At 73.2% G+C, this 22,706-nt stretch carries 19 protein-coding genes and 1 pseudogene; 7 read left to right on the top strand and 13 right to left on the bottom strand.

The annotated features are described in order from the left end of the window. Positions 1–6: 6 nt before the first annotated feature. The 3 genes from ACQPZO_RS30830 to ACQPZO_RS30820 are packed head-to-tail and all read right to left on the bottom strand — an operon-like array spanning position 7 to position 4,519. Positions 7–642 carry a phosphoribosyltransferase gene (locus ACQPZO_RS30830; protein ID WP_433345788.1) on the bottom strand — a complete coding sequence of 212 codons (636 nt, stop codon included), beginning with the start codon at positions 640–642 and terminating at the stop codon, positions 7–9. Continuing rightward, complete coding sequence (locus tag ACQPZO_RS30825) at positions 639–1,991, bottom strand: glycosyltransferase 87 family protein (RefSeq protein WP_433345786.1); 1,353 nt, start codon at positions 1,989–1,991, stop codon at positions 639–641. The genes ACQPZO_RS30830 and ACQPZO_RS30825 overlap by 4 nt, the downstream gene beginning before the upstream one ends. After that, complete coding sequence (locus ACQPZO_RS30820) at positions 1,988–4,519, bottom strand: putative bifunctional diguanylate cyclase/phosphodiesterase (RefSeq protein ID WP_433345784.1); 2,532 nt, start codon at positions 4,517–4,519, stop codon at positions 1,988–1,990. The genes ACQPZO_RS30825 and ACQPZO_RS30820 overlap by 4 nt, the downstream gene beginning before the upstream one ends. Positions 4,520–5,207: 688 nt before the next feature. Here ACQPZO_RS30820 and moaC point away from each other — a divergent pair. The 4 genes from moaC to ACQPZO_RS30800 all read left to right on the top strand — a co-directional run bounded on the left by moaC (position 5,208) and on the right by ACQPZO_RS30800 (position 7,974). Next, positions 5,208–5,699 carry a cyclic pyranopterin monophosphate synthase MoaC gene (moaC, locus tag ACQPZO_RS30815; RefSeq protein ID WP_433345783.1) on the top strand — a complete coding sequence of 164 codons (492 nt, stop codon included), beginning with the start codon at positions 5,208–5,210 and terminating at the stop codon, positions 5,697–5,699. Then, entirely contained in the window at positions 5,696–6,166 is a 471-nt protein-coding gene (locus ACQPZO_RS30810; RefSeq protein ID WP_396676699.1) for a MogA/MoaB family molybdenum cofactor biosynthesis protein, read from the top strand. Before moaC ends, ACQPZO_RS30810 begins: the two co-directional genes overlap by 4 nt. A 120-nt stretch (positions 6,167–6,286) precedes the next feature. Then, positions 6,287–7,546: a molybdopterin molybdotransferase MoeA gene (locus ACQPZO_RS30805; protein WP_433345780.1), complete on the top strand. Its 1,260-nt coding sequence runs from the start codon at positions 6,287–6,289 to the stop codon at positions 7,544–7,546. Continuing rightward, a complete protein-coding gene (locus ACQPZO_RS30800; protein ID WP_387022393.1) occupies positions 7,543–7,974 on the top strand; it encodes a molybdenum cofactor biosynthesis protein MoaE in 432 nt (143 codons plus the stop codon). Before ACQPZO_RS30805 ends, ACQPZO_RS30800 begins: the two co-directional genes overlap by 4 nt. Before the next feature lie 63 nt (positions 7,975–8,037). Here ACQPZO_RS30800 and ACQPZO_RS30795 read toward each other — a convergent pair whose 3' ends face one another. Both ACQPZO_RS30795 and ACQPZO_RS30790 read right to left on the bottom strand, forming a co-directional pair. Next, positions 8,038–9,489 (bottom strand): glycosyltransferase 87 family protein, encoded by a 1,452-nt coding sequence (locus tag ACQPZO_RS30795; RefSeq protein WP_433345778.1) that lies wholly within the window; start codon positions 9,487–9,489, stop codon positions 8,038–8,040. Positions 9,490–9,704: 215 nt separating this feature from the next. Next, on the bottom strand, positions 9,705–10,247 hold the full coding sequence (locus tag ACQPZO_RS30790) for a DoxX family protein (protein WP_433345776.1): 543 nt from the start codon (positions 10,245–10,247) through the stop codon (positions 9,705–9,707). Between the two features lie 156 nt (positions 10,248–10,403). Between ACQPZO_RS30790 and ACQPZO_RS30785 the strand changes: the two genes are divergently transcribed. Then, entirely contained in the window at positions 10,404–10,952 is a 549-nt protein-coding gene (locus tag ACQPZO_RS30785; RefSeq protein ID WP_433345774.1) for a GNAT family N-acetyltransferase, read from the top strand. A gap of 24 nt (positions 10,953–10,976) precedes the next feature. Here the strand turns inward: ACQPZO_RS30785 and ACQPZO_RS30780 are convergent, their stop codons facing one another. The 7 genes and pseudogenes from ACQPZO_RS30780 to ACQPZO_RS30750 all read right to left on the bottom strand — a co-directional run. Then, positions 10,977–12,095, bottom strand: a complete 1,119-nt coding sequence (locus ACQPZO_RS30780) for an ABC transporter permease (RefSeq protein WP_433345772.1) — start codon at positions 12,093–12,095, stop codon at positions 10,977–10,979. Positions 12,096–12,117: 22 nt separating this feature from the next. Further along, on the bottom strand, positions 12,118–12,792 hold the full coding sequence (locus ACQPZO_RS30775; RefSeq protein ID WP_433345769.1) for an ABC transporter ATP-binding protein: 675 nt from the start codon (positions 12,790–12,792) through the stop codon (positions 12,118–12,120). A 9-nt stretch (positions 12,793–12,801) separates the two neighbouring features. Beyond that, positions 12,802–13,638: a hypothetical protein gene (locus ACQPZO_RS30770; protein ID WP_433345767.1), complete on the bottom strand. Its 837-nt coding sequence runs from the start codon at positions 13,636–13,638 to the stop codon at positions 12,802–12,804. Positions 13,639–13,693: 55 nt separating this feature from the next. Beyond that, entirely contained in the window at positions 13,694–14,176 is a 483-nt protein-coding gene (locus ACQPZO_RS30765) for a hypothetical protein (RefSeq protein WP_433345766.1), read from the bottom strand. Between the two features lie 112 nt (positions 14,177–14,288). After that, complete coding sequence (locus tag ACQPZO_RS30760; RefSeq protein WP_433345764.1) at positions 14,289–14,690, bottom strand: hypothetical protein; 402 nt, start codon at positions 14,688–14,690, stop codon at positions 14,289–14,291. A 637-nt stretch (positions 14,691–15,327) separates the two neighbouring features. After that, positions 15,328–16,563 carry an AAA family ATPase gene (locus ACQPZO_RS30755; RefSeq protein ID WP_433345762.1) on the bottom strand — a complete coding sequence of 412 codons (1,236 nt, stop codon included), beginning with the start codon at positions 16,561–16,563 and terminating at the stop codon, positions 15,328–15,330. Positions 16,564–16,742: 179 nt separating this feature from the next. Next, a pseudogene (locus tag ACQPZO_RS30750) lies at positions 16,743–17,012 on the bottom strand (LppU/SCO3897 family protein); the annotation flags it as partial. 799 nt (positions 17,013–17,811) lie between these two features. On the opposite strand from ACQPZO_RS30750, the gene ACQPZO_RS30745 reads away from it, so the two are divergent. Then, entirely contained in the window at positions 17,812–18,849 is a 1,038-nt protein-coding gene (locus ACQPZO_RS30745) for an EamA family transporter (RefSeq protein ID WP_433345760.1), read from the top strand. A gap of 10 nt (positions 18,850–18,859) precedes the next feature. Further along, positions 18,860–19,486 (top strand): prepilin peptidase, encoded by a 627-nt coding sequence (locus tag ACQPZO_RS30740; RefSeq protein ID WP_433345758.1) that lies wholly within the window; start codon positions 18,860–18,862, stop codon positions 19,484–19,486. Between the two features lie 20 nt (positions 19,487–19,506). On the opposite strand, the gene ACQPZO_RS30735 is transcribed toward ACQPZO_RS30740, so the two are convergent. Continuing rightward, positions 19,507–22,701 (bottom strand): UvrD-helicase domain-containing protein, encoded by a 3,195-nt coding sequence (locus ACQPZO_RS30735; protein ID WP_433345756.1) that lies wholly within the window; start codon positions 22,699–22,701, stop codon positions 19,507–19,509. Positions 22,702–22,706: the final 5 nt, after the last annotated feature.

The raw sequence follows: 22,706 nt of genomic DNA, 5'->3' as shown, positions 1-22,706 counted from the left end.
GTGATGTCACCCGATCGCGGCGAGCACCTCGGTCACCTCGTCATCGGATACCTCGTGGAAGTCCTCGTAGTAGCTGCTGACCGCGCCGAAGCCGGCGGGCCGCTGGACGCAGACCACCTCGTCGGCCTCGGCGACCAGCATCTCGTACGCCTCCTCGGCGCCGACCGGGACCGCGACGACCACCCGACGGGCGCCGAGCCGCCGGGCCACCTGGACGGCGGCGCGGGCGGTGGCCCCGGTGGCCAGACCGTCGTCGACGATGACGGCGGTTCGCCCGGTCAGGTCGAGCGGTGGGCGACCGGCCCGGTAGCGGCTTTCCCGGCGCTCCAGTTCCGCCTGCTCGTGGCGTTGCACCTCGGCGACGTCCCCCGGGTCGACCCGGGCGGCCACCGCTTCGTTGAGCACCCGCACCCCGTTCGGACCGAGCGCGCCGAAGGCGACCTCGGGCGCCATCGGCATGCCGAGCTTGCGCACCACCAGCACGTCGAGGGGTGCCCGGAGCCGCTCGGCGACCACCCGGGCCACCGGCACCCCGCCCCGGACCAGCCCGAGCACGGTGATGTCGGGCCGGTCGGCCAGCTCGGCGAGCCGGTCGGCGAGGACCTGGCCGGCGTCCTCTCGGTCGCGGTAGGTCGTCGTCATTCCTCAGGTGTACGCCCTGCTGGCGGGCCCGCGTCGGCAGTCCGGCGAGAACGACCGGTCGGTGGGCGGAGACCACCCGGCTCGGGGCGGCCGAGGGCGGGTGCCCAGACCAGCAGGGCGGCCGGGTAGAGCAGGTACCCGAAGCGGGTGGACGGCATCAGCAGGATCGCGGCGAGCAGCCCGTACCCGCAGATGAGGGCGGTGGCGGCGGCCGTGCGGGGCGGGCGGCGCAGTAGTCGGACGGCGATCCCGACGCCGACCGCGACCAGCAGCGCGGCGGCGACCACCCGGCCGGCGGGCAGGGCGGTCGCGATCAGTTGGCCGGGGAACGGGGACTGCGCCGGGCTGGTGACCAGGCCGTGGCCGAGTGGGAAGCGCAGCACGTTCTCGACCAGCGCGTCCCGGTCGACCAGCAACGCGGGGAGCAGGGCGAGCGCCGGGACGCCGAGCGCACCGGCGGCGAGCCGCCCGGAGGAGCGCCGGGTCGCCCCCCAGGCGATCAGGACGAGGGCGACCGGCCAGGCGAAGAGCTTCAGCGCGCCGGCCAGCCCGACGGCCAGGCCGGCGCGGCCCGGCCGGTCGACGGCGGCGAGGGCGAGGGCCAGCAGGCAGAGGGCGAGCACGGGCAGGTCGTCGCCGCCGGTGGCCAGGGTGAGGGCGCAGATCGGCAGCACGGTGGCCGCCTGGACGCCCCGCAGCACCGCCGCTGGCCGGTCGGTCGGGTCGGTCGGGTCGGTCGGGCGTAGGGCGCGGACCGCCAGGGCGAGGGCCAGCGCGGTGGCGACCGCGAACCACAGCCGGGCGTCGGTCCACCAGCCATCCGCGACCGCGCGGGGCAGGCCGAACAGGGCCATCCCCGGCTGGTACGGGGTGTAGCCGAGCAGCCGCTCGTCGGCGGGGAGCGCGGCGATCGCGTCGTGTCCGAGGTACGGGGTGCCGGTCTCGGCGAGGCGGATGCCGGCGTGCTCGACGACCACCACCTCCTCCTGTGCCCGGTCGGTCCGGCCGCCCGCTCGCTGCACGCCCTGCTGGATCAGCGGCAGCACGGTGGTGGCGGCCCAGGCGAGCCCGGTGACCGCCCAGCGACCGGGTAGGCCGGCCAGCGACGAGGCGGGATCGCGCCGCCGGGCGGCAAGTTGACCCGCGACGGCGACGGCGGCGAGCAGGTACCCGAACGCGGCGACGGTTCCCCAGGCGCGGTGCGGCGGCAGGGTGGAGGTGGCTGCGGTGACCGCCGCGAACGCGGCGGACGCGGCGTACAGGCCGATGTCGAGGGCCAGGCCCCCCGCGGCCCGGTCGATCCTCCGCCAGCTCGCGGGGGTACGGGTGGTCCGGTCGGCGGCGGTCACGCGGGCAAGTGTGGCAGACGCTCCCCTCGGCCTCGGCCGCCCTGCCGGCGGCCGGAGGGGAGCCGGAGCACGGCGCCCGCGTCGTGCAGGGGCGGTGCGAGGGTGCCGGGGCGACCGCCGAACCCGCGGTGCAGCGTGGAGAGCAGCGTCCCGGCCGGCACGGGCCGGCCGAATAGGTGGCCCTGCCCGGCGGCGCAGCCCAGCTCCCAGAGTGCGCGGCGCTGCGGCTCGCTCGCCACCCCCTCGGCGACCACGGTGAGCCCGAGGCTGCGGCCCAGGTCGAGGGTGGACCGGATGACGGAGGCGGCCTCCGTCGATGCCTCCATGACAGACACGAAGCTGCGGTCGATCTTCAACTCGTGGACCGGTATCCGGGAGAGCAGGGAGAGCGAGGAGTAGCCGGTGCCGAAGTCGTCCAGGGCCAGCCGGACACCTTCGTCGCGCAGCCGGTTGAGCACCCGGTCGACCACGTCGAGTTGGCTGAGGGTCAGCGTCTCGGTCAGCTCCAGGACCAGCCGGTCCGGCGGCAGGTCGTGGGCGCGCAGCCGGGCCAGCACGGCGCCGGGGAAGCGGGCGTCGAGCAGGCTGCGCGGCGACACGTTGACCGCCACCGGTAGGTCAAAGCCGGCCGCCCGCCAGCTGTCGGCGGCGATCAGCGCCTCGTCGAGGATCGCCTCGGCGAACGCCGGGAGCCGCCCGGAGCGTTCCACCGCCTCCAGGAAGCGCAGCGGGTCGATCATGCCGTGCACCGGGTGGTGCCACCGGGCCAGGGCCTCCGCGCTGGTCACCTCGCCGGTGGCGAGGTCGACGATCGGCTGGAAGTTGACGGTGAATTCGTGGTCGGCGACTGCGCGGGGCAGCTCCCCGCCGAGGGTGAGCCGGCCGGGGTCGGCGGTGTCCCGGGCCGGGGCGTACGTGGAGATCCGCTGGCCGGCCCGCTTCGCCTGGTACATCGCCACGTCGGCGCGGCGCAGCAACTCGACGACCCCGCCGCTGGCGGGTGCGACGGCGATGCCGCCGCTGGCCTCGATGCTGATTCGCATGCCGTCCAGGCCGAGCGGCTCGTGCAGCGCGGCGAGCAGCGCCTCCGCCCGGTGGGCGGCCACCGCCGGGGCGGGCAGGCCGCGCAGGAGCACGGCGAACTCGTCGCCGCCGAGGCGGGCCACCAGGTCGTCGCCGTGGGCGGCGCCGCGTAGCCGGCCGGCGACCTGCATGAGCACCCGGTCGCCGGCGGCGTGGCCGAGGGTGTCGTTGACCTCCTTGAAGTGGTTGAGGTCGATCAGCACCAGCGCGGTCACCCCGTCGGCGTGTCGGGCGTTGAGCTGCTCGGTGCCCTGCTCCAGCAGGTGCCGCCGGTTGGCCAGGCCGGTCAGCGCGTCGTGGGTCGCCGCGTACGCGTGCTCGTCGGCGACGCGGGCCAACTCGGCGTACGCCTGGGCGTTGCGTACGGCGGTGCAGAGCGCGGAGGCGAAGGTGCGCAGGGTGTACTGCTCGCGTTCGGAGAGCCGGACCGGGCCCCGGAACCGCAACCGCAGCGCGCCGATGTCGACGGCCCGGTCGGCCCCTTCGAGGGGCACCTCGATGGCTGGCCCGTCCACCGCACCGACCTGGTCGGCGGGCCCGTCGTAGGTGAGCGCGCCGGCCGCGCCCCGGACGATCCGGGTGCCCTCGCGCAGGGCGATCTCCACCTCGTCCGCGGAGAACAGTTCGGCGGCCTGGGTGACGGCGGTGGTGAGCACCTTGTCGAGGTCGACGACGTTGAGCGCGTCGGTGGTCCGGGCGAGCCGCTGCCAGGCGTCGCGTTCCGCCCGGTTGCGGACCCGGCTGGAGTAGGCAAGGTGCAGGCTCAGCACCAGCGGCGGCACGACGATCAGGAAGCTGGGGTTGCTGTTGAGGATCAGCAGGGTGGAGACGATGACGGCGAACCGGGCGGTGGCGCTGGCGATGCGCAGGTCGTAGTGCTCGCGGAACAGGTCGCGGACCCGGGTGCGGGTGGCGAGGGCGATGACCGGGAAGGTCAGCACCTCGTCGAGGACGACGACCACGAGGTACGTGGCGACGAGCGCCCAGATCGACCGGCCGACGGCCCCGCCGATCGGCCAGCTCCAGCCGACCGTCAGCAGCACCATCCCGCCGACGGCCGCGGTGACCATGTCCTTCGCCACGCCGAACGCCAGCTTGAGGGGCGCCACCCTGAGGATGCCCCGGACGAGCCCGACGCCCAGGCCGGTCGCGAGGATCACCCAGGGCACGGGTGCCACCGCGAGCCCGACGAGCACCGCGACCTCGGTCCAGGAGACGCCGTGGGTCGTCGCCCGGATGCGGATTCGCACGTTCACGGTGGCGCCCACCGCCACGAGGAAGGCCACGGTCGCCGCGCTGGTGAGCTCTCGGGCGCTCGGCGGGCTGTCGAACCCGATGGCGCGCAGGCTGAGCACGACTGCGGTGGCGGCGCACAGCACGACGAGACCGACAAGCAGCAGAAGCCGCCGATCGGTCTCACTGTCGCGTCTTGCGCTCCCGGCCACGTCCAGTCCCTCTGCCGTCGGTGCTTCCTGGCAGTGCGTATCTCGGACTTTACGGCCGGTCAGGTCTCGGGTGAAGAGTTCGATCAGAGCCAGTCGTGAGCCTTCATGGTCCCGCCTTTCGTCTCAAGAACTTCGTCGACCGATGCCTGCCCGGGCTTGGCTGACACGCCGAATCTTATGACGTTTGGTGGGCCTTCGTGGCATTGCATGTCCATATGCGCAGAATGCGCTAATGAGTGCCGTTCAGGTCACTCACCGTTCTGGCGCGAAAACCCACAGCGTAACTCCTGCGAGTTCTCGGCATAATTATCGGAGCGGGCTTCCCTCCCGTCTCTCCCCGGTCCGTCCATAGCCGTTTGCGCTGGTGTTGGTACCCCGTGATGCGGTCGTTCGGCGGGACGGTGAATTGTGATGACGGCCCGGTGCCCGTTCGGCGTACGGAGCCAGACGCGTTTTTGCAGGGTTTTGTTTAAGTTTGTATACATATGCGCGGCCGAATGTCCCAGCAATCAATTCTCGGCCCTGCCCATTCGCCCGGTTCGCAGCGGCACCCCATTCCCGCGAGAACCGCGCCCGGCTTGTTCGGGCCCGGTTCATCGGCACCCCGACCGACCCCCGGCCCCGACGGACCCCCGGCGCCGCCCGGCCCTTGGCCGGCCCGGGCGTACCGGACGATAGGCTCGCGACCGTGACCGATCCCGCGCAGCTCACCCACGTCGACGCGGCGGGCGCGGCCCGCATGGTCGATGTCTCCGCCAAGGCGGTTACCGGCCGGCTCGCGGTGGCCGCCGGCCGGCTGCGGACCACCCCCGAGGTGATCGACCTGCTGCGCCGCGACGGGCTGCCCAAGGGCGACGCGCTCGCCGTGGGCCGGCTCGCCGGCATCATGGGTGCGAAACGGACCCCCGACCTGATCCCGCTCTGCCACCCGATCGCGCTGCACGGGGTGACGGTCGACCTCACCCTGACCGAGGACACCGTCGAGATCACCGCCACGGCGCGGACCGCCGACCGCACCGGCGTGGAGATGGAGGCGCTGACCGCGGTCGCGGTCGCCGGCCTGGCCCTGGTCGACATGGTCAAGGCGGTCGACCCGGCGGCGTCGGTGGAGGCGGTGCGGGTGCTGCGCAAGGAGGGCGGCAAGACCGGCCGCTGGCTACGGCCGGGGGACCGGCCGTGATCCGCGCCCGGGTGGTGGTCGCCTCCAACCGCGCGGCGGCCGGCGTCTACGCCGACACCAGCGGCCCGCTGCTCGCCGCCGGGCTGCGCGAGCTGGGCTGCCAGGTGGACGACCCGGTGGTGGTGCCCGACGGCGAGCCGGTCGGCGAGGCGCTGCGGGCCGCCCTGGCTGCCGGGGTCGACGTCGTGCTGACCAGCGGCGGCACCGGGATCACCCCCACCGACCGGACGCCGGACGTGACCCGTGCGCTGCTCGACCATGAGATCCCCGGCATCGCCGAGGCGATCCGCGCCCACAGCCGGGACAAGGTGCCCGCGGCGGCGCTCTCCCGGGGCGTCGCCGGGGTGGTCGGCCGGATGTTGGTGGTCAACCTGCCCGGCTCCACCGGCGGCGCCCGTGACGGCCTCGCGGTGCTCGGCCCGATCCTGGCCCACGCCGTCGACCAGTTGCGCGGCGGCGACCACTGACGGCGTGGCGGGCCGGGGTGGTCCCCGCCCGTAGGGCCGGCGCGCGGGCGGGCCGGCCACTGGGAGTGTCGGCCGGCCACTGGTGGGGCGGGCCGGACCGCCCGGGGATAGGCTCGGCCGGTGAGCACGGAAACCGCGTCCGCCGCCGAGCAGGTCGCCGTACCGCCGCCGGCGGGCTGGGAGGAGGCCCGCTCCCGGGTGTACGCGGTCGGCCTGGCCGCCGCCCTGCCCGCCGTGAGTCGGCCGCTCGCCGACGCCGACGGGCACACCCTCGCCGAACCGTTGGCCACCCGCACCGACCTGCCGGCCTTCCCCACCTCCAGCGTGGACGGCTGGGCGGTGCGCGGGGGCGGGCCGTGGCGGATCGTCGGCCGGGTGCTGGCCGGCGGCAACCCGCCCCCGCTTGCCGAGGACGGCACCACCGTCGAGATCGCCACCGGCGCGATGGTGCCCGAGGGCGTCACCGCGATCGTGCGGGTCGAGGAGTCCACCCGCACGGCCGACGGCCGGATCGCCGGCACCCCGCGACCGAGCCCAGAATGGCGCCAGCCGGGCGAGGAGGCGTACGCGGGTGAGGAACTGCTCCCCGCCGGCACCCCGGTCGACCCGGCGGTGATCGGTCTGGCCGCCTCCTGCGGGCACGACGCCCTGCGGGTGCGCCGCCCGCCCCGCGCCGCGCTGCTGGTCTTCGGCGACGAACTGCTGACTTCGGGCCCGCCGGCCGACGGCCGGGTCCGCGACGCCCTCGGCCCGGCCGTGCCGGCCTGGCTGCGCCGGTACGGCTGCCAGGTGCGCCCGGCCGACGTGGTCGGCCCGGTGGCCGACACCCTGCCGGCGCACGTGGCGGCCCTGCGCGCGGCGCTCACCACCGCCGACCTGGTGTGCACCACCGGCGGGACGATGCACGGCCCCGTCGACCACCTGCACCCCACCCTGGAGGCCCTCGGCGCGGACTACGTGGTCAACACGGTCGCGGTCCGCCCCGGCTTCCCGATGCTGCTGGCCCGGCTGGCCGACCCGGACGGCCGGATCCGGTTCGTGGCCGGCCTGCCCGGCAACCCGCAGTCGGCGATCGTCGCGCTCGTCTCGCTGGTCGCGCCGCTGCTGGCCGGCTTGCAGGGACGGCCGATGCCGGCGTTGCCGCACGCCACGCTCGCCGAGCCCGTGCCCGGCCGCGGCGACCACACCCACCTGGCCCTGGTCCGGCTGGACCGGGCGGCCGGCACCGCCCACCCGGTCCGGCACGTCGGCTCGGCGATGCTGCGCGGCCTGGCCGGCGCGGACGGGTTCGCCGTCATCCGCCCCGGCACCACGGGCGAGCCGGGCGCGCGGGTGCCGGTCGTGCCGCTGCCCCTGTTTCCGGGGGAACGGTCCTGGTGACGATCGAGGAGTCGACGGTCTTCGGCACGGTCACCGAGGAGCCGCTGGACCTGGCCGCGCACGAGGCGGCCGTCGCCGACCGGCGGGCCGGGGCGGTGGTGTCGTTCCGGGGCGTCGTCCGTGACCACGACCACGGCCGCCCGGTGACCAGCCTGGAGTACGAGGGCCACCCGAGCGCCGCCGCGGTGCTGCTGGAGGTCGCCGCCGAGGTGGCCGCCGACCCGGACGTGTACGCGGTCGCGGTGTCGCACCGGGTCGGGCCGCTCGGCGTCGGCGACGTGGCCCTGGTCGCGGCGGTGAGCACCGCGCACCGGGCCGCCGCGTTCGCCGCCTGTGCCCGGCTGGTGGACGAGGTCAAGGCGCGGCTGCCGATCTGGAAGCGGCAGGTGTTCGACGACGGCACCGAGGAGTGGGTCAACTGTCCCTGACGCCGTCGGGCCGGTGCGGTGTCCGGGCCGACGGCAGCCGTGCCCTCGGCGACCGCCGGAGCCTCAGCGGCGGCCGTTGACCAGGGAGGCGCGGCCGAACCGGTCGGCGTAGAAGGCCGGCTCGGCGCCGGGTCGCCACGGCAGCGCGGCGACCAGCACGATCAGGGCCACGGCGAGGGAGTTCTCCATCAGCGCCCCGAACAGTCCGTCCTGGTAGTGCGACATCTCAGGGAGCTGGTGCTCGTACGGCCAGATTGGCGAGGTCAGGAACAGCAGGTAGAGGCCGAGCGCCGCCACGCCGTGCCGGAGCCCGGTGAGCGTCGGGTACCAGATCGGTGGGCGCAGCCCGTTGAGCCCGGGCAGCCCGCTGTACGATGCCTGGCCGGCGCGCTGCACCGACCCCCGGCTCGCCTCCCGGCGGCGTGCCGCCGCGTCGGCCAGGACGATGATCGCCGGAATGACCCAGACGAGGTGGTGCGACCAGGAGATCGGGCTGATCACGTTGGCGGTGAGCCCGACCAGGGTGAACGCGGTCAGCTCGTCGCCGTCGGCGCGGGCGCTGACGGCCCGGGACAGCCCGAGGGCCAGGATCAGCACCGAGAACGACAACCAGAGCAGGCCGGGCGTCTCGATCGAGTCGTAGAGCCGGGCCAGCAGGCCCGCGAGGGACTGGTTGGGCGTCATGTCGGCCGCGCCCACCCGCTCGGTCTGCCACAGCACGCTGCCGAAGTAGGACCGGGACTCGGTGCCGACGAGCGCGAAGCCGGCGAGGGTAACCCCGATCGTGGTGCCGACCGCCGTGGCCGCCGCCCGCCACTGCCGGGTGATCATGAGGTACGCGATGAACAGCGCGGGGGTCAGCTTGACGGCAGTGGCCAGGCCGATGCCGACCCCGGCCCAGGCCCCGCTGAACACGAAGCGCCGCAGCGGCCCGTCGGCGGGGTCGAACCGGGTGCCCCGCTTCGCCCGCCAGCGCAGACCGATCAGGTCGGCCATGATCAGCGCGAAGAGCAGCAGGTTGACCTGGCCGTAGCCGAGGGTCTCGCGGCTCGGCTCGAGGGCCACCGCCATCGGCGTCGCGATGCCGACGGTGAACCAGAGCGGCCAGCCGAGCCGGTCCACGACCGGCCGCAGCAGGCCGGCCAGGACGAGGGCGAGGGCGGCGATGCTGGCCAGCACGTTCAACCAGCCGGCGACCTGCACCGGCACCACCGCCATCGGGAGCATGACCAGCCCGCCGAAGGGTGGGTACGTGAAGCCGAGCGTCGTGGAGGGTGCGATGAAGTCGTACAGCTCGTTGCCGTTCACCCACCACGCCACCGCGCCGTGGTAGATCTTCATGTCGAAGAAGTTGTACGGCCGCCCGAAGGCGCCGATGGCGAACCACGCGGCGTACGCGACGGCGGCCACGACACCGACCCGCACCGCGGTCCTGCGGTCGACCCCACGGGGCAACCGGGTCACGCGGCGGATCGGCGTGAGGCGGTCCATCCGTCGTCTGACGGTCGCCGGCATGGCGTGGCCACCCCCATACCAAGATCGTCCTACCCGTTCAGGTCCAGCACGGAGCCTAGAACGGCGCCTCACGTTAATGCCTCCCGCGTTATGCGACCGTGTCCGATCCCACACTGGTTTTTTACATTTCCACCGCGTTAACGCCTACCGGGCGGTTCAGGTAATTCGCGGCCTTGGCGGTGAAGAGCCACAGGAGGGGAGCGTCGCGCCGCAGGTCAGCCGGGCAGCCGGCGTGCCGTGGCGGCCGAGCGTACGGCGATCCGGGCCTCCCGGCGGGCGGTCCGGACGGCCCGCTGCACGGACCGTCGTGAGTGGCCGATCCGGTGTCCCGCCCGCCACCGCAGACCCGGCTTCCCCTCGGTGTCGGCGGCGGCGAGCAGCAACCCGCCGAGAATGCCGAGATTCTTCATGAACTGGGTCTGGTGCTGTGCCCGCTCGGCCGGCTCGCCCTTCCAGAAGGGATGACCGGCGACGGTGGTCGGGAGCAGCGTGCCGGCGAGCACCAGCGCGGCCGGTCGGGTGAACTTCCCGGTGGCCAGCATGAGGCCGCCGATCAGCTGGGTGGCCGAGTTGATCCGGACCAGCGTCTCGGTGTCGGTGGGGATGCGGGGGGAGACCTGCTGGATCAGCGGGCCGACCCGGTCGGTCACCGGCTTCGCGGCCGGCACCAGCCGTCCCGGGTTCTGCAAGTTGCGGACGCCGCTGACCACGAAGACGCCGCTCAACATGACGCGGGCGAGGGAGCGCACGGGTTTCATGGATCAGTCATACCCCGTCGCGGCGGCGGCTACCCCTGCAACGGCCCGATCCGATCGGCCGACATGGACGCCGGAGGCGTACCCATGATCCGGACCGCCACGCCGACCGGGGCGACCGTCGCTGGTGGACGGGCTCCGGCCGGTAACCTCGCCCGGGTGACCACGCTGCGGCTCCGCCCCGAGGGTCCGGCCGACACCGGCCCGGTCCGCCGGGTACTGGCTGCGGCCTTCGCCCGCCCCGACGTGTCGACCCCGCCCGAGGTGGCGCTGGTCGGCGAGTTGCGCGACACCGACGCCTGGGTGCCCGAGTTGGCCATGGTCGCCGAGCACGGCGGCGAGGTGGTCGGGTACGCCCTGCTGACCCGGGTCCGGGTCGGCGCGGAGGGTGGCAGCGCGGTCCCGGCGCTGGTCCTCGGCCCGGTCGCCGTCGCGCCGCACCGGCAGCGCGTCGGGCACGGCACGGCCGTGGTGCAGGCCGCCCTCGACGCCGCCACCGAGCTGGGCGAGCGGCTCGTGGTGGTGCTCGGCGACCCGGCCTTCTACCGGCGGTTCGGTTTCACCCGCGCCGACCGGATGGGGCTGACCAGCCCGTGGTCCGGCCTGGGGGATCCCTGGCAGGCGCTGGTCCTGCCGCCCAGCACCAGCGGGGACGACCCGGTGCCACGTGGCGAGGTTTTCTTCCCACCGCCCTGGTCCAAGGTCTGACCCTCCCGCCAGTGGGACGGCTCGTCAGGCACGCATGACCGCCGCGATGGGGGTCCGCGCTGCGCGTAGGGCGGGTATCAGTCCACCTGCCGCCCCGGCCAGCCCGCCGACCACTACCCCGTAGACGGCCGCGCTCAGGGGGAAGGGGACGTCCGTGCTGCCGCTGAGCGCCGCCGCCACCAGCGGTCGGTACATCGCCACGGCGAGCAGGACCGCAACCAGCGAGCCGACGCAGCCGATGAGCACGGACTCGGCGAGAACCAGCACCATGATGTCGCCCTTGGTGGCCCCGAGGGAACGGCGCAGCGCAAGCTCGTCAGCTCGCTCCTTGAGCGTGGCCAGCCCGATGTTCAGCACGCCGAGGACACCCACCAACAGCATGATCAGACCGACTCCCAGGAACGCCGCTGTGACGACCCTCAGCTGGTCGTCGACGCCCGCCGCCGCGTTCACCGGCTCGATCGTGCCCTGGATCGGCAACTGGTCGACGGAGGTGTGCCAGCGCAGCCACTCGACGCTCTGTGCCGCGTCGCCCGACGGCACCCGGGCCAGCACCCGCACCGAGGATTCCGCGACCGGCTGGGCGTGCGCGGCCAACTCCCGCCACGGCAGGTACGCCCTGGGGTCCTGCTCGCCGTCGTCGATCACCCCGGTCACCGGCGTATGGCGGGCAAGATCCCCCTTCCCGGTCCTCCACAGCAGCCCCGAGCGCCCGGCGATCTGCTCCCACGCCACCTTGTTGACGACCATCGTCGCGCCGGCCGTCGTCGCCGTGGGCCAGGAACCGGCGACCAGATCGAAGGGTCGCACCGCCATGACGTCACCTTCGAAGGCGATGATGGGAATCGCCGAGGGCCCGCCGGTGAGCACGGCCCCCGATTCCGACACGAACAGTGCGACGTCGGCACCGGTGTTCGACTTCGAAGCGAGCAACCGGGACGTCTGACTGCCGAGGGCGTCGCCGCTGACCGTGACCGCCGCACTGCCGTCCCTGCCCTCCCTCAGCTCGGCGAGGTGGATCAACTCCGCCCTGGCCACCCCCGCGGTGGCCTGCACGAAGATCACCGCGATGATCCCGATGACCAGGCTGAGGCAGGCGAGCAGCGCCCGGCCTCCGCGGGCCCGCAACTCGCGCGCACTCATCGAGATGAGCTCAGGTATACGTCTAATCACGTGCCCACGCCCCCTCGACGAGGTGCAGGGTGCGGTCGGTGCGCATGGCCACCTCGGGGTCGTGCGTCACCATCACCGTGGTCGCGCCGCGGGCCTTGGCGGCTGTCAACAAGAGAGTGATCACCTGCTCGCTGGTGTTCTCGTCCAGCGCGCCGGTGGGCTCGTCGGCGAGGACGACAGCGGGGGTGCGTACCAGTGCCCTGGCTATGGCCACCCGCTGCTGCTCGCCACCCGACAGTTGACGTGGACGATGGGTGGTCCGATCGGCGAGGCCGACCTGGTCGAGGCTTTCCAGCACTAAGGACCGCCGGCGGCGCCGCGGCACCGGAATTCCGTGCTGAAGGGCCGTCTCGACGTTTTCGTAGGCGCTCAGGTGGGGCAGCAGGAAGAACCGCTGATAGACAAAGCCGAGGTGCGTGCTCCGCAGGCGGGCGAGGGCCACGTCGCTCAGACCGCTGACTTCCTGCCCGTCGATGTGGTAGGTGCCGGAGTCGGGGCTGTCCAAAAGACCGAGAATGGCGAGCAGCGTGCTCTTCCCCGAGCCGGAGCGCCCGAGAATGGCCGCTGTGGTCCCCGCCTCAACGTGGACGGAAAGATCCCGCAGCACATCGACTCGTTCGCCTTTCGGGCCGTCGAAGGACTTGCGGACGCTGTTCAGCCGTAGCAAACCTGTCCCTCAGCCCTCGCCTGGATCCGTGAGCGCCGGGGCCGGTGACACCACCACGTCGCCCACCGCGAGACCGTCGACTATCTGGATGAACGACCCGTCGGTCATTCCCAATTTCACGTCGCGGGTTTTGGTTGATCCAGTCGCCTCGCGCACTCGGACCCGACCTCGCTCCGCGCTTCCCGCCACCGCCTCGACGGGGAGCGCGAGAACGTCTCGCGCCTCGCCGGTTCTGACGGCCAGCACGCCCTTGAGTCCTGGAAAGAGACGTAGATCCGTGGGCGGCGCGCAGGTCACGCTGACGGACGATCCCTCCCCCCCGTCGCCCCGATCGGGGCCACCGAGCACCTGGCAGGGAAACGGGCCCGGCCCGTGGTCGATCTGCGCGGTGGCCTCCGGCCCAAGGTCGGACAGGCGGTAGATGAGCGCTTCCGAGATGGTGGCCCGGATGCCATAGCCGCTGGCCCGGAGGCTCACCAGGGGGAGGCCCTCCGGAACCGTGGTTCCGGAGGAGGCGAGTTCGTCCTGAACGGTGGCCTCCACGGGGGTCGTGACCGGCACCCGCCCATTCGAAGACCGGATCCAGCCGACGACGGTGCCAGCCGGTATCACGCCTTTCTTCGATCGATCGCGACGATAGACGCCGGATTTCGGCGCGGTCAGTGAATAGCTCGGAGACGACACCACGGACGCGTTCGACGCCAGGACGCTGACCAGGTTCCGGCGTTCCACCGTGGCGGTGGTCGATTGCGTCTTGTTGTCGGTCAGCACCGGCACCAGGGCCGTGCCGGACCTGTCGGCCATGAACCAGGCCCCGGCGGAGAGGACGACAGCCGGCAGGGCCACGAAGACCAGTACGCGTCTCGGGAAACGCGACCCGCGTCTCTGTCCCCGTCCCGTGTCAGTCCTTCGCACAGTTCACCTTGACGTCCTGTTGCACGAGGCTGGGATCGCCCAGCCTCGCCTTGGCGAGCTCGCTGTCAAAGAACTCGCGGCTGCTTTGGTCGTAGCTCTTCTGGTAGGTGCGCAGGGTCGTGAACTTGCCGAGGTTGTCGAGGGCCTGCTTCTCCCGCTGCGCATCGGTGCCGCGGGCCGCCAGCCACTCCTGCTTCCAGGCGCACAGCCAGAAGGATTCGACCTTCCCCGTAGCTGCGCCGTCTTGGAAAACGACCTGCGATCCATCGGCCTCTTTGCGCAGCTGCTGGGCCGAGTCCCAGCTCTTGTTGGCCGGCAAGGTCAGCGAAGACTTGGCCGCGTTGTATTCCTTGAGCGCCTCGTCATAATTCTTGATGGCTCCGGAGTCGTCGCCCGGCCCCGTTGAGCAGCCGGTCGTCAGAAGCGCGACCGCAACAGCAATGGGGAATACGCCCCTGAATGCTCGCATGTTTCTCCCCGTGACGCTAAGTTGGGCCGGTTGGCCGCCATGGACCGTAGCGTTCCAACCGGACCGACGCAACTAGAACAGGTCAAGCCGGATGATCAGTGATAGGAATTCATCACCAGCGGAGGTCGCCCTCCCAGTGGTCATCCACGGTCACGTTGACGGAAGACCTGAAGTTGAGGGTGAATTGAGTGGTCGCGAGGACATCGTCCGCCAAGCTCCAGGTTCCACCCGTGCCCGGGCCGACCACGGTGGTGCCGTTGAAGGCGTCCCCGGTCGTCACGCTGATGGGGCTGATGCGGAGGCTCACGTTGCTCGTCCCACCCATGCCGTTGGTGTACTTCAGCGAGATGGTCGTATCGTTCGACGCTACGGTGCGGATGGTCGTTCCCTCGACAAGGTACGAAGCGAATCCGCAGTCCCCTTGGATTTTTGTCGGACCGGCGGCGAGGGCCGAGGTTGCTAACGCTGGCACGAGCGTCAGCCCCAGCACGATCCCCTTGGCGATAGCTTTCATGGTTGTGATCCTTTCGAGAATCCGGATGATGGGACTTGCCGGTCTTCAAGCCGCTGCGTGATGGCCGAGGGCTGACCAGCGAGGTTCCGCTGCTGACCGCACCTGGAGACCGGTGCGATCGGTGGTGGAAGGTCGTGAGATGAGCCCGTCGAGGTTTCCGGGCTCGATGGCACTCGTAGAGTTGATCAGGCTCTACGAGTGGCTTCGGACAAAATCGGGTTACCGCAACCGGCTCACGCCCGCGCCGCTCTGGCCGATCTCGTCGAAGCCCGTTGTGAATCCAAAACCCTCCGTTGCTCTGGATGGGTAACGGGAGCGCTGCGCACAGTGAGCTAAGCATGCCGTCATCGTTGCCCGCAATAAGGAATCGGGGACTCCTGCTCCGGAGAATGAATGCACCGGCTTTTCGCGCCACGCTTACGGATTGTCATGCTCGGTGAGCGATGAAGGCGCTGGAAGTGGCGTAGGTGACCACAGGGGGGCTACGTCTAGTAGTGACGGTGATCTATGTCACTAGGTTTGGAGTGAATCTTTTCGGTGCTTTGCGCGTCTAGGCGAGGGCTTGAGGGCCCTGCTTACGGATCCCGCAGTAGTCGCGAATCGGCCGGCCTCGGCGCCCTTCGCACCCGCGCCCGGGTCAGGCCGGCTGGGTGCGCAGGTACCGGCCGAAGTGCGGCACGGTGAAGGCGACCGTGCCACGCTCCCCGGAATAGATCAGCCCCTTCTTGATCAGCGCGTCCCGCGCCGGGGAGAGGCTGGCCGGCTTGCGCCCGAGCGCGCGGGCGATCTCGGCGGTCGGCACGGCGGCGTCCATGTCGTCCCGGCCGCCGGCGTCCCTCTCGACGAGGGACAGCGTCGCCATCGCCCGCATGTACTCGCGCTCGGCCGGGGTGGCCCGCTCGAACCGGGAGCCGAAGAAGCCCACGGCCAGCTCGGCCTCCGCCTCGGGGGCGGCGACCCGGACGTCCGCGTCGGTGATCGGGGAGCGCGGCGCGTGGTCCCAGGTGGCCTTGCCGTACGCCTGGACGAAGTACGGGTAGCCGCCGGACTTCTCGTAGAGCAGGTCGAGGGCCTTCGGCTCGTACTCGACATCCTCCCGCTCGGCCGGCGCGCAGAGCGCCCGGTCGGCGGCGATCCGGTCGAGCCGGTCGATGCGCTGGTAGCGGAACAGCCGCTCCGAGTACGACTTGGCGGCGCTGAGCACCGCCGGCAGGTGCGGCAACCCCGCGCCGACCACGATCAGCGGTGCCCCGAGCTGGGACAGCTCGTGGCAGGCGGCGCAGAGCGCCGAGACGTCCTCGGCCCCGACGTCCTGCATCTCGTCGATGAAGACCGCGATGCCGGTGCCGACGTCGGCGGCCACGGCGGCGGCGTCGCTGAGCAGCTCCACCAGGTCGATCTCGATGTCGCCGGAGTCGGCCCGGCCGGTGGCGGCCGGCACGTCGATGCCGGGCTGCCAGCGGTCGCGCAGCTTCGGGGCGGCGCCGGCCCGGCCGGCGGGCGCGGAGCGCTGGGCGAACGCCTTCAGCACCCCGAGGAACGTGTCGATGCGGTCCGGGGCGCGGTGCCGGGGTGCGAGCTCACGGACCGCCATGTGCAGCGCGGCGGCGATCGGGCGGCGCAGCGACTGGTCCGGCCGGGCCTCGATCTTGCCGCTGCCCCAGAGGTGGTTGATGGCCTCCGAGCGGAGCGTGTTGAGCAGCACCGTCTTCCCGACGCCGCGCAGGCCCGTCAGCATCAGGCTGCGCTCGGGGCGGCCCCGCGCGATGCGTTCCAGCACCACGTCGAAGACGTCCAGCTCCCGCCCCCGCCCGGCCAGCTCGGGCGGGCGCTGGCCGGCGCCCGGGGCGTACGGGTTGCGGACCGGATCCACGAATCGCACAATATCGGGCCGTCTAGCTGGAAACCTAGACATCCGTAGAGGACGCTACCGGCGTGTCGCCGGTCGTCGAGACAAGACTAGGGCTGTCTAGCGTGTGCGCTAGACAGCCCTAGTTTCAGCTACCGGTGCCCCGCTGGTGCGCTTCCCGACGCGAACACGCAAGAGCGGCGTCAGCGGGCCTTCAGGCACAGCACGAAGTCGAGGGTGTCCAGCTGACTGTCGAAGAAGTACCAGTTGGTGTATCCGGTGACCTTGGCGCACTTCGCCTCGGCGTCCTTCTCGCCGCTGGTCTGCCCGTCGAACCGGCGCAGCACCTCGTACGTCTTCGGGGCGCACGGGGCGACCAGCAGCTTGGGCTTGCCACCCGCCGGCCCCGTGTTGCGGACGCACTGCCCGGCCTTGACGAAGCGGGGATCGGCCGACGACTCGGGGGCCGGGGCGGTCGGGGCGGTCGGGGCGGTCGGGGCGGGGGCCGTCGGGGAGGCCGGTTCCTCCTCCGGCGTCGGGTCGGCGGTCGGCCGGGCCTGGCCGGCGCCCTCTGGTGCCTCGTCCCGGTCGAGCAGGTACCACACCAGCGAGCCGCCGCCGAGCAGCAGCACAAGCAGGGTGGCCAGCACGGCGATCAGCGGTCCCCGGCCGCGCCTCCGGTCCGGGGGCGGCGCCGGCGCCCCGGTGTACGCCGGCTGGCTCGGGCCGGGCCCCGGGTGCGGCCCCGGGGCGTACGGGCCGCCGGGCTGGCGGGCCGCCGGGTACCCCGGTCCGCCCCCGCCCGGCCGGTAGACCTCGGGTTCGTGGGGCCACGGTTCGGGACGGTCCCACGGGTCGGGCCGCGGCTCCCGGGACGGCGGCGCGAACCGCCGCGGATCGCCCGTCCAGGGTGCCTGGTCCGCCGGGTGGGAGGCCCGCTCGGGAGGCTCGTGGTGCCACGGCTGGCGAGGCGGGTACGCCGTGTGCGGCTCTCCCCGACCGTCGCCCGCCCAGGACCCGGAGGACCTGTCGAACCCGTCGTCCGTCCACCGCCCGGAGGACCCGTCGTCCGCCCACGGCCCGGAGGACCCGTCGTCCGCCCGCCGCTCGGACGGCGTGTCGTAGCCGTCGCCCGGCCGTCGTCCGGGCCACGGCCCGGTGGGACCATCACCCGGTGATCCGTAGTTCGACATGCGCACCCTCCTGCCCGAGCGGTGAGGCCGGCCACCAACCAGGACACCGACGCCGTGGTCACCGTAGCGTGGCCAACCGATGACATCACCTCCTCCGCGTGCGACGGCATCGACCGGTCCGCCCGCGCCCGACGGCCCGGCCACGCCCGGCGGGCCCGACGGAGCCGCCGCGCCGCCGGTCCGACCGGCGCTGATCTGGACCGCGCTCGTCGTCGTCTACGTGCTGTGGGGCTCCACCTACCTCGGGATCCGGGTCGCGGTGGAGTCGTTGCCGGCGCTCACCTCGGCCGGCCTCCGGTTCGCCGCAGCCGCCGCCGTGCTCGCGCTCGTCCTGCGGGTACGCCGGGGAGCGGGCGCCCTGCGCGTCGACCGGCGCCAACTCGGCTCGGCCGCGTTGGTCGGGGTGCTGCTGCTGGCCGGCGGCAACGGACTGGTGGTGCTCGCCGAGTCCGGCCCACCCGGGACGGCTGTGCCCTCGGGCGTGGCCGCGCTGCTGGTCGCCACCGTCCCGCTGTTGGTCGTCCTGCTCCGGACGACAACCGGGGACCGGCCCCGGTTCTGGACCTTCGCCGGGGTGAGCCTCGGCTTCCTCGGCCTGGTCCTGCTGGTGCTGCCGACCGGTGAGTCGGCGGCGGTGCCGCTGGCGGGGGCGCTGACCGTGGTCGCGGCGGCGACCTGCTGGTCGGTGGGATCGTTCCTGTCCAACCGTCTGACGATGCCGGCCGACCCGTTCGTCGCCACGGTCTACGAGATGCTCGCCGGCGCCGTGGCGCTGGCGGTGCTCGCCGCAGCCCGGGGCGAGCTGCGCGGCTTCGACCCCGGGCAGGTCACCGGCCGATCCTGGCTCGCCCTGGCGTACCTGATGGTCGCCGGCTCGCTGGTCGCCTTCACCGCGTACGTCTGGCTGCTGCATCACGCGCCGATCTCGCTGGTGTCCACGTATGCGTACGTGAACCCGGTGGTCGCGGTCGCGCTCGGCGCGCTGCTGGCCGCCGAGCCGGTGACCAGCCAGGTGCTGCTGGGCGGCGCGGTGATCGTCGTCGGGGTGGCGGTGGTGGTGAGCACGGAACGTGCCGGACGGCGGACCGGGGCAGTGGGCCGGGCACCCCGGCGGTAACGTCCGGCCGGTGTCCGCCGGGCTGCCGATCTCCGTCGCGGCGCTCGGTGCGGCGGCCGGCACCGTCGCACCGTGGCTGGCCGCCCGGTTCACCGCCGCGCCGCCCGCGCGGCGGCGGACGCCGACGTGCGCGGTGGTCGGGGCGGTCGTCTTCGGCGGGCTCGGCGTCGCGCCGGGCGTCGGGGCGGCGCTGCCGGCGTTCCTCGCGGTGGCCGCGCTCGGGCTGGTGCTCGCCGTGGTCGACCTGGCCTGCCTGCGGCTGCCCGACCCGCTGGTCGGCGCGGCCGCGCTCGCCGCAGCCGCCGGCCTGGTCGCGGCGGCGTCGGTCGCCGGCCGGCCGGACCGGCTGCTCGGCCCGCTGGCCGGGGCGGTGCTGTCGTTCACCGGGTACGCGCTGCTGGCCCTGCTGCCAGGCTCGCGGCTCGGCTTCGGCGACGTCAAGCTCGCCGCCATGCTGGGGCTGCCGCTCGGCTGGTTGGGTTGGCCGACGCTGCTGACCGGGCTGGCCCTGCCGCACGCGCTGCACGGGCTGGCCGTGCTCGGCCTGCTGGCCGCCCGCCGGGTCCGCCGGGACACCCTGCTGCCGCTCGGGCCGGCCCTGCTCGTCGGCGCCTGGATCGCCGCCCTGCTCGGCTGAACCCTCCCCCCGGGGGCCTCTTACAGCAGGCGGAGCTGGCGGTCCTTGGGGCGGCGGGGCTCGGCCTCGCCCAGGCGCTCGAACAGGCCCGGGTCGATCACGTCGAGGAACGGCGACGGCCGGCAGTCCCGCTCCGACCCGTGCCGGGCGCGCCGGGCGGCGTGGCTGACGTAGAGGCGGTCCTGGGCCCGGGTCAGGCCGACGAAGAAGAGCCGCCGCTCCTCGGCGACCGCGTCCTCGTCCGGCGTGGAGCCGGGCCAGCGCAGCGGGAGCAGGCCGTCCTCGCAGCCGACCAGGAAGACCACCGGGAACTCCAGGCCCTTCGCGGCGTGCAGGGTGAGCAGGGTGACCGCCTCGGCGCGCGGGTCGAGGGCGTCCACCTCGGCACCGGTGGCGAGCTGGGACAGGAACAGCTCCAGGTCGTCGCCGCAGCGCAGGGCCAGCGGGGTCAGCAGGTCCACCGCCGCGCGGACCTCCTCGGGGCGCGCCACACCGGAGCCGTCGAGGGTGGGGGCGGCGAAGCGGTCGGCGACCACCTGCCCGGCGAGCCGGACCCGGGCCGGCAGGCCGCCGGCCAGGCCGTCGGCGTGCCGCAGCTCGCGGGCGATCGCGTTCACCCCGGGGCGGTCCCGCAGCCGGTCGTGCGAGCGCTTCTGCACCGGGACGTTCGCCCGGGTCAGGGCGTCCACGAGCGGCGCGGCCTGCGCGTCGGTCCGGTACAGCACGGCGATGTCGGAGAACGACAGGGTCGTCGACCGGCCGTCGATCCGGCCCGAGTCCAGCGACCGGTGGGAGAGGCCGCCGACCAGTTCGTCGACGGTGCGTACCAGGAAGTCGGCCTCGTCGGCGACGGACGCGGCGGCGTACCGGCCGACCAGCGGGGCCTCCGGGTCGAGCCGGGCCGGGTCGAGCCGGCGGCCCCGGACCAGCGATGACGGCGCGATGGCCTGCACGGCGGCGGCCAGGATCGGCGCCGACGAGCGGTAGTTGCGGTTCAGCCGGACCAGCCGGGCGTCGGTGAAGTCCTGCGAGAAGCGCAGGAAGTAGCCGACGTCCGCGCCCCGGAAGGAGTAGATCGCCTGGTCCGGGTCGCCGATCGCGCACAGGTTGCCGTCGGCGGGGCTGAGCAGTCGCAGCAGCTCGTACTGCACCGCGTCGACGTCCTGGTACTCGTCCACGAAGATCCACTGCCAGCGGTCCCGGTACCGCTGCACCAGCTTCTTCTCGGCGCGCAGCAGCTCCACCGGCAGGGTGAGCAGCTCGTCCAGGTCGACCAGGTCCCGCTTGCGCAGCAGCGCCGTGTACGCCGCCAGGTCCTCGCCGGCCTCCGCCCTCGCCGCCGACCGGTCCGCGTCGTCGGCGATCCGGAAGCCGGTCGGCAGCCCGGCCGCCCCGGCGTTCTCCCGCAGGATGGCCAGCCCCAGCGAGTGGAACGTGCCGACGGTGATGTCCTCGGCCACCGGCCCGAGCAGCCCGTCGAGGCGGTGCCGCAGCTCCTCGGCGGCCCGCCGGGTGAAGGTGATCGCCAGGCAGCGCTCCGGGAACACGTTCAGCTCGGCGCACAGGTACGCGATCCGGTGGGTCAGCGTCCGGGTCTTGCCCGTGCCGGGGCCGGCCACGATCAGCAGCGGCCCGCCCGGCGCGGAGGCGGCCACCCGCTGCATCGCGTCCAGCCGGTCCAGCAGGCCGGTGCCGACCTCCTCCATCCCGGAGAGCATCGGCTCGAACGGCTCGTGCGGGGAGGGCTGCGGCGGAATCGGCGGGGGCGGGGGCGGCGGGGCGGCCTTCCGCTTCGGCTCGACCTTCGCCGCCGGCCGCTTGGCCTTCACCTTCGCCGCAGGCTCCGCGGGCGTCCGCTGCGCCGGCACCGGTACGTCGAACAGCGTCTCCGCCTGCGTCCCCGCCGCCTTCCCGCCCAGCTCGGTGGGGTCGAACAGGGTGATCACCCCGTACTCGCCGTCGTAGCCGGGCACCCGGCGCACGTCGCCCCGGCGCAGCCGGCCGATCCCCTCGGCGAGCAGTTCCCCGCCGACCCGGCCGATCTCGTCCAGCGGGGCGCGGGTCAGGATGTCCAGCTCCGAGCCGAGCGCGGCGACCAGCTCGTTGAGCTTCCCCTCGACCTTCTTGGACTTCGGGCCCACCGCGTTCAGCTCGCCGAGGATCTCGGCCAGCGGGACCAGATGGGTGACTCCCCGGGCGTGCTGCGGCCGGTGACCCTCGGGCCGGTCGGCCAGCTCCTCGACCCGGCTGAGCACCCCGACCGTCAGCGGCTTGCCGCACTCCGGGCAGCTCCCGCCGGCGGCCCGGGTCCGCTCCGGGGACCAGTTGACCCCGCACAGCCGGTGCCCGTCGCCGTGGTACTTACCCTCCTCGGGGAAGAACTCGATGGTGCCGGCGAGGCCGTCGCCGGTGCGCAGCGCCTCCCGGATGGCGAAGTAGTCCCGGCCGGAGGCGAACACCGTGGCCTCCCGGCCCAGGGCGGGCGGGGAGTGCGCGTCCGAGTTGGACACCAGCCGGTAGCGGTCCAGGCTGCCGACCCGCCAGTTCATCTCCGGGTCGGACGACAGCCCGGTCTCCACGGCGAAGACGTGCTCGGCCAGGTCGGCGTAGCAGTCGGCGATCGCGTCGAAGCCGGACTTCGAGCCCAGCGCCGAGAACCAGGGCGTCCAGATGTGCGCCGGCACCAGGTAGCCGTCCGGACTGGCCTCCAGGGTGATCTCCAGCAGGTCCCGGGAGTCCAGGCCGAGGATCGGTCGCCCGTCCGAGGCGATGTTGCCGATCCGGCCGAGGGCGGTGTTGAACCGCTGCACCGCGTCCAGGTCGGGCAGGTAGATCAGGTGGTGCACCTTGCGGGTCCGGTCGTCCCGCTTGTAGATCGTGGAGATCTCCACGCTGAGCATGAACCGGACCGGGTCCGCCTCCGCCTCGCTGGCCAGCCGGGGCGGCAGCCGGCGGGCGATGTCCTGCTCCGCCTCGGGGCTGAGCCGGTACAGGCCGGGCTCGGCCGGGTGCAGCGTCTCGCGCAGGTGGTCGTACCAGGCGGGGTGGGTGAAGTCGCCGGTGCCGAGCACGCTGATGCCCTTGCGCCGGGCCCACCAGCCGAGGTTCGGCAGGGTCAGGTCACGGCTGCACGCCCGCGAATACTTCGAGTGGATGTGCAGGTCCGCGACGAACGGCGAGGGGTCACCGGCGGGTGCGGCGCTGAACGGGAGCACGCCGC

The organism is Micromonospora sp. CA-111912 (assembly GCF_050948415.1).
In the GTDB taxonomy this organism is placed as follows: domain Bacteria; phylum Actinomycetota; class Actinomycetes; order Mycobacteriales; family Micromonosporaceae; genus Micromonospora.
This window is presented reverse-complemented; position numbering and strand designations above follow the sequence as displayed.

Bases quoted from the DNA above. Each gene is read 5' to 3' on its own strand.
- ACQPZO_RS30830 (WP_433345788.1), bottom strand. From the start codon at position 642: ATGACGACGACCTACCGCGACCGAGAGGACGCCGGCCAGGTCCTCGCC.
- ACQPZO_RS30795 (WP_433345778.1), bottom strand. From the start codon at position 9,489: ATGCCGGCGACCGTCAGACGACGGATGGACCGCCTCACGCCGATCCGC.
- ACQPZO_RS30790 (WP_433345776.1), bottom strand. From the start codon at position 10,247: ATGAAACCCGTGCGCTCCCTCGCCCGCGTCATGTTGAGCGGCGTCTTC.
- ACQPZO_RS30780 (WP_433345772.1), bottom strand. From the start codon at position 12,095: ATGAGTGCGCGCGAGTTGCGGGCCCGCGGAGGCCGGGCGCTGCTCGCC.
- ACQPZO_RS30765 (WP_433345766.1), bottom strand. From the start codon at position 14,176: ATGCGAGCATTCAGGGGCGTATTCCCCATTGCTGTTGCGGTCGCGCTT.
- ACQPZO_RS30760 (WP_433345764.1), bottom strand. From the start codon at position 14,690: ATGAAAGCTATCGCCAAGGGGATCGTGCTGGGGCTGACGCTCGTGCCA.
- ACQPZO_RS30745 (WP_433345760.1), top strand. From the start codon at position 17,812: ATGACATCACCTCCTCCGCGTGCGACGGCATCGACCGGTCCGCCCGCG.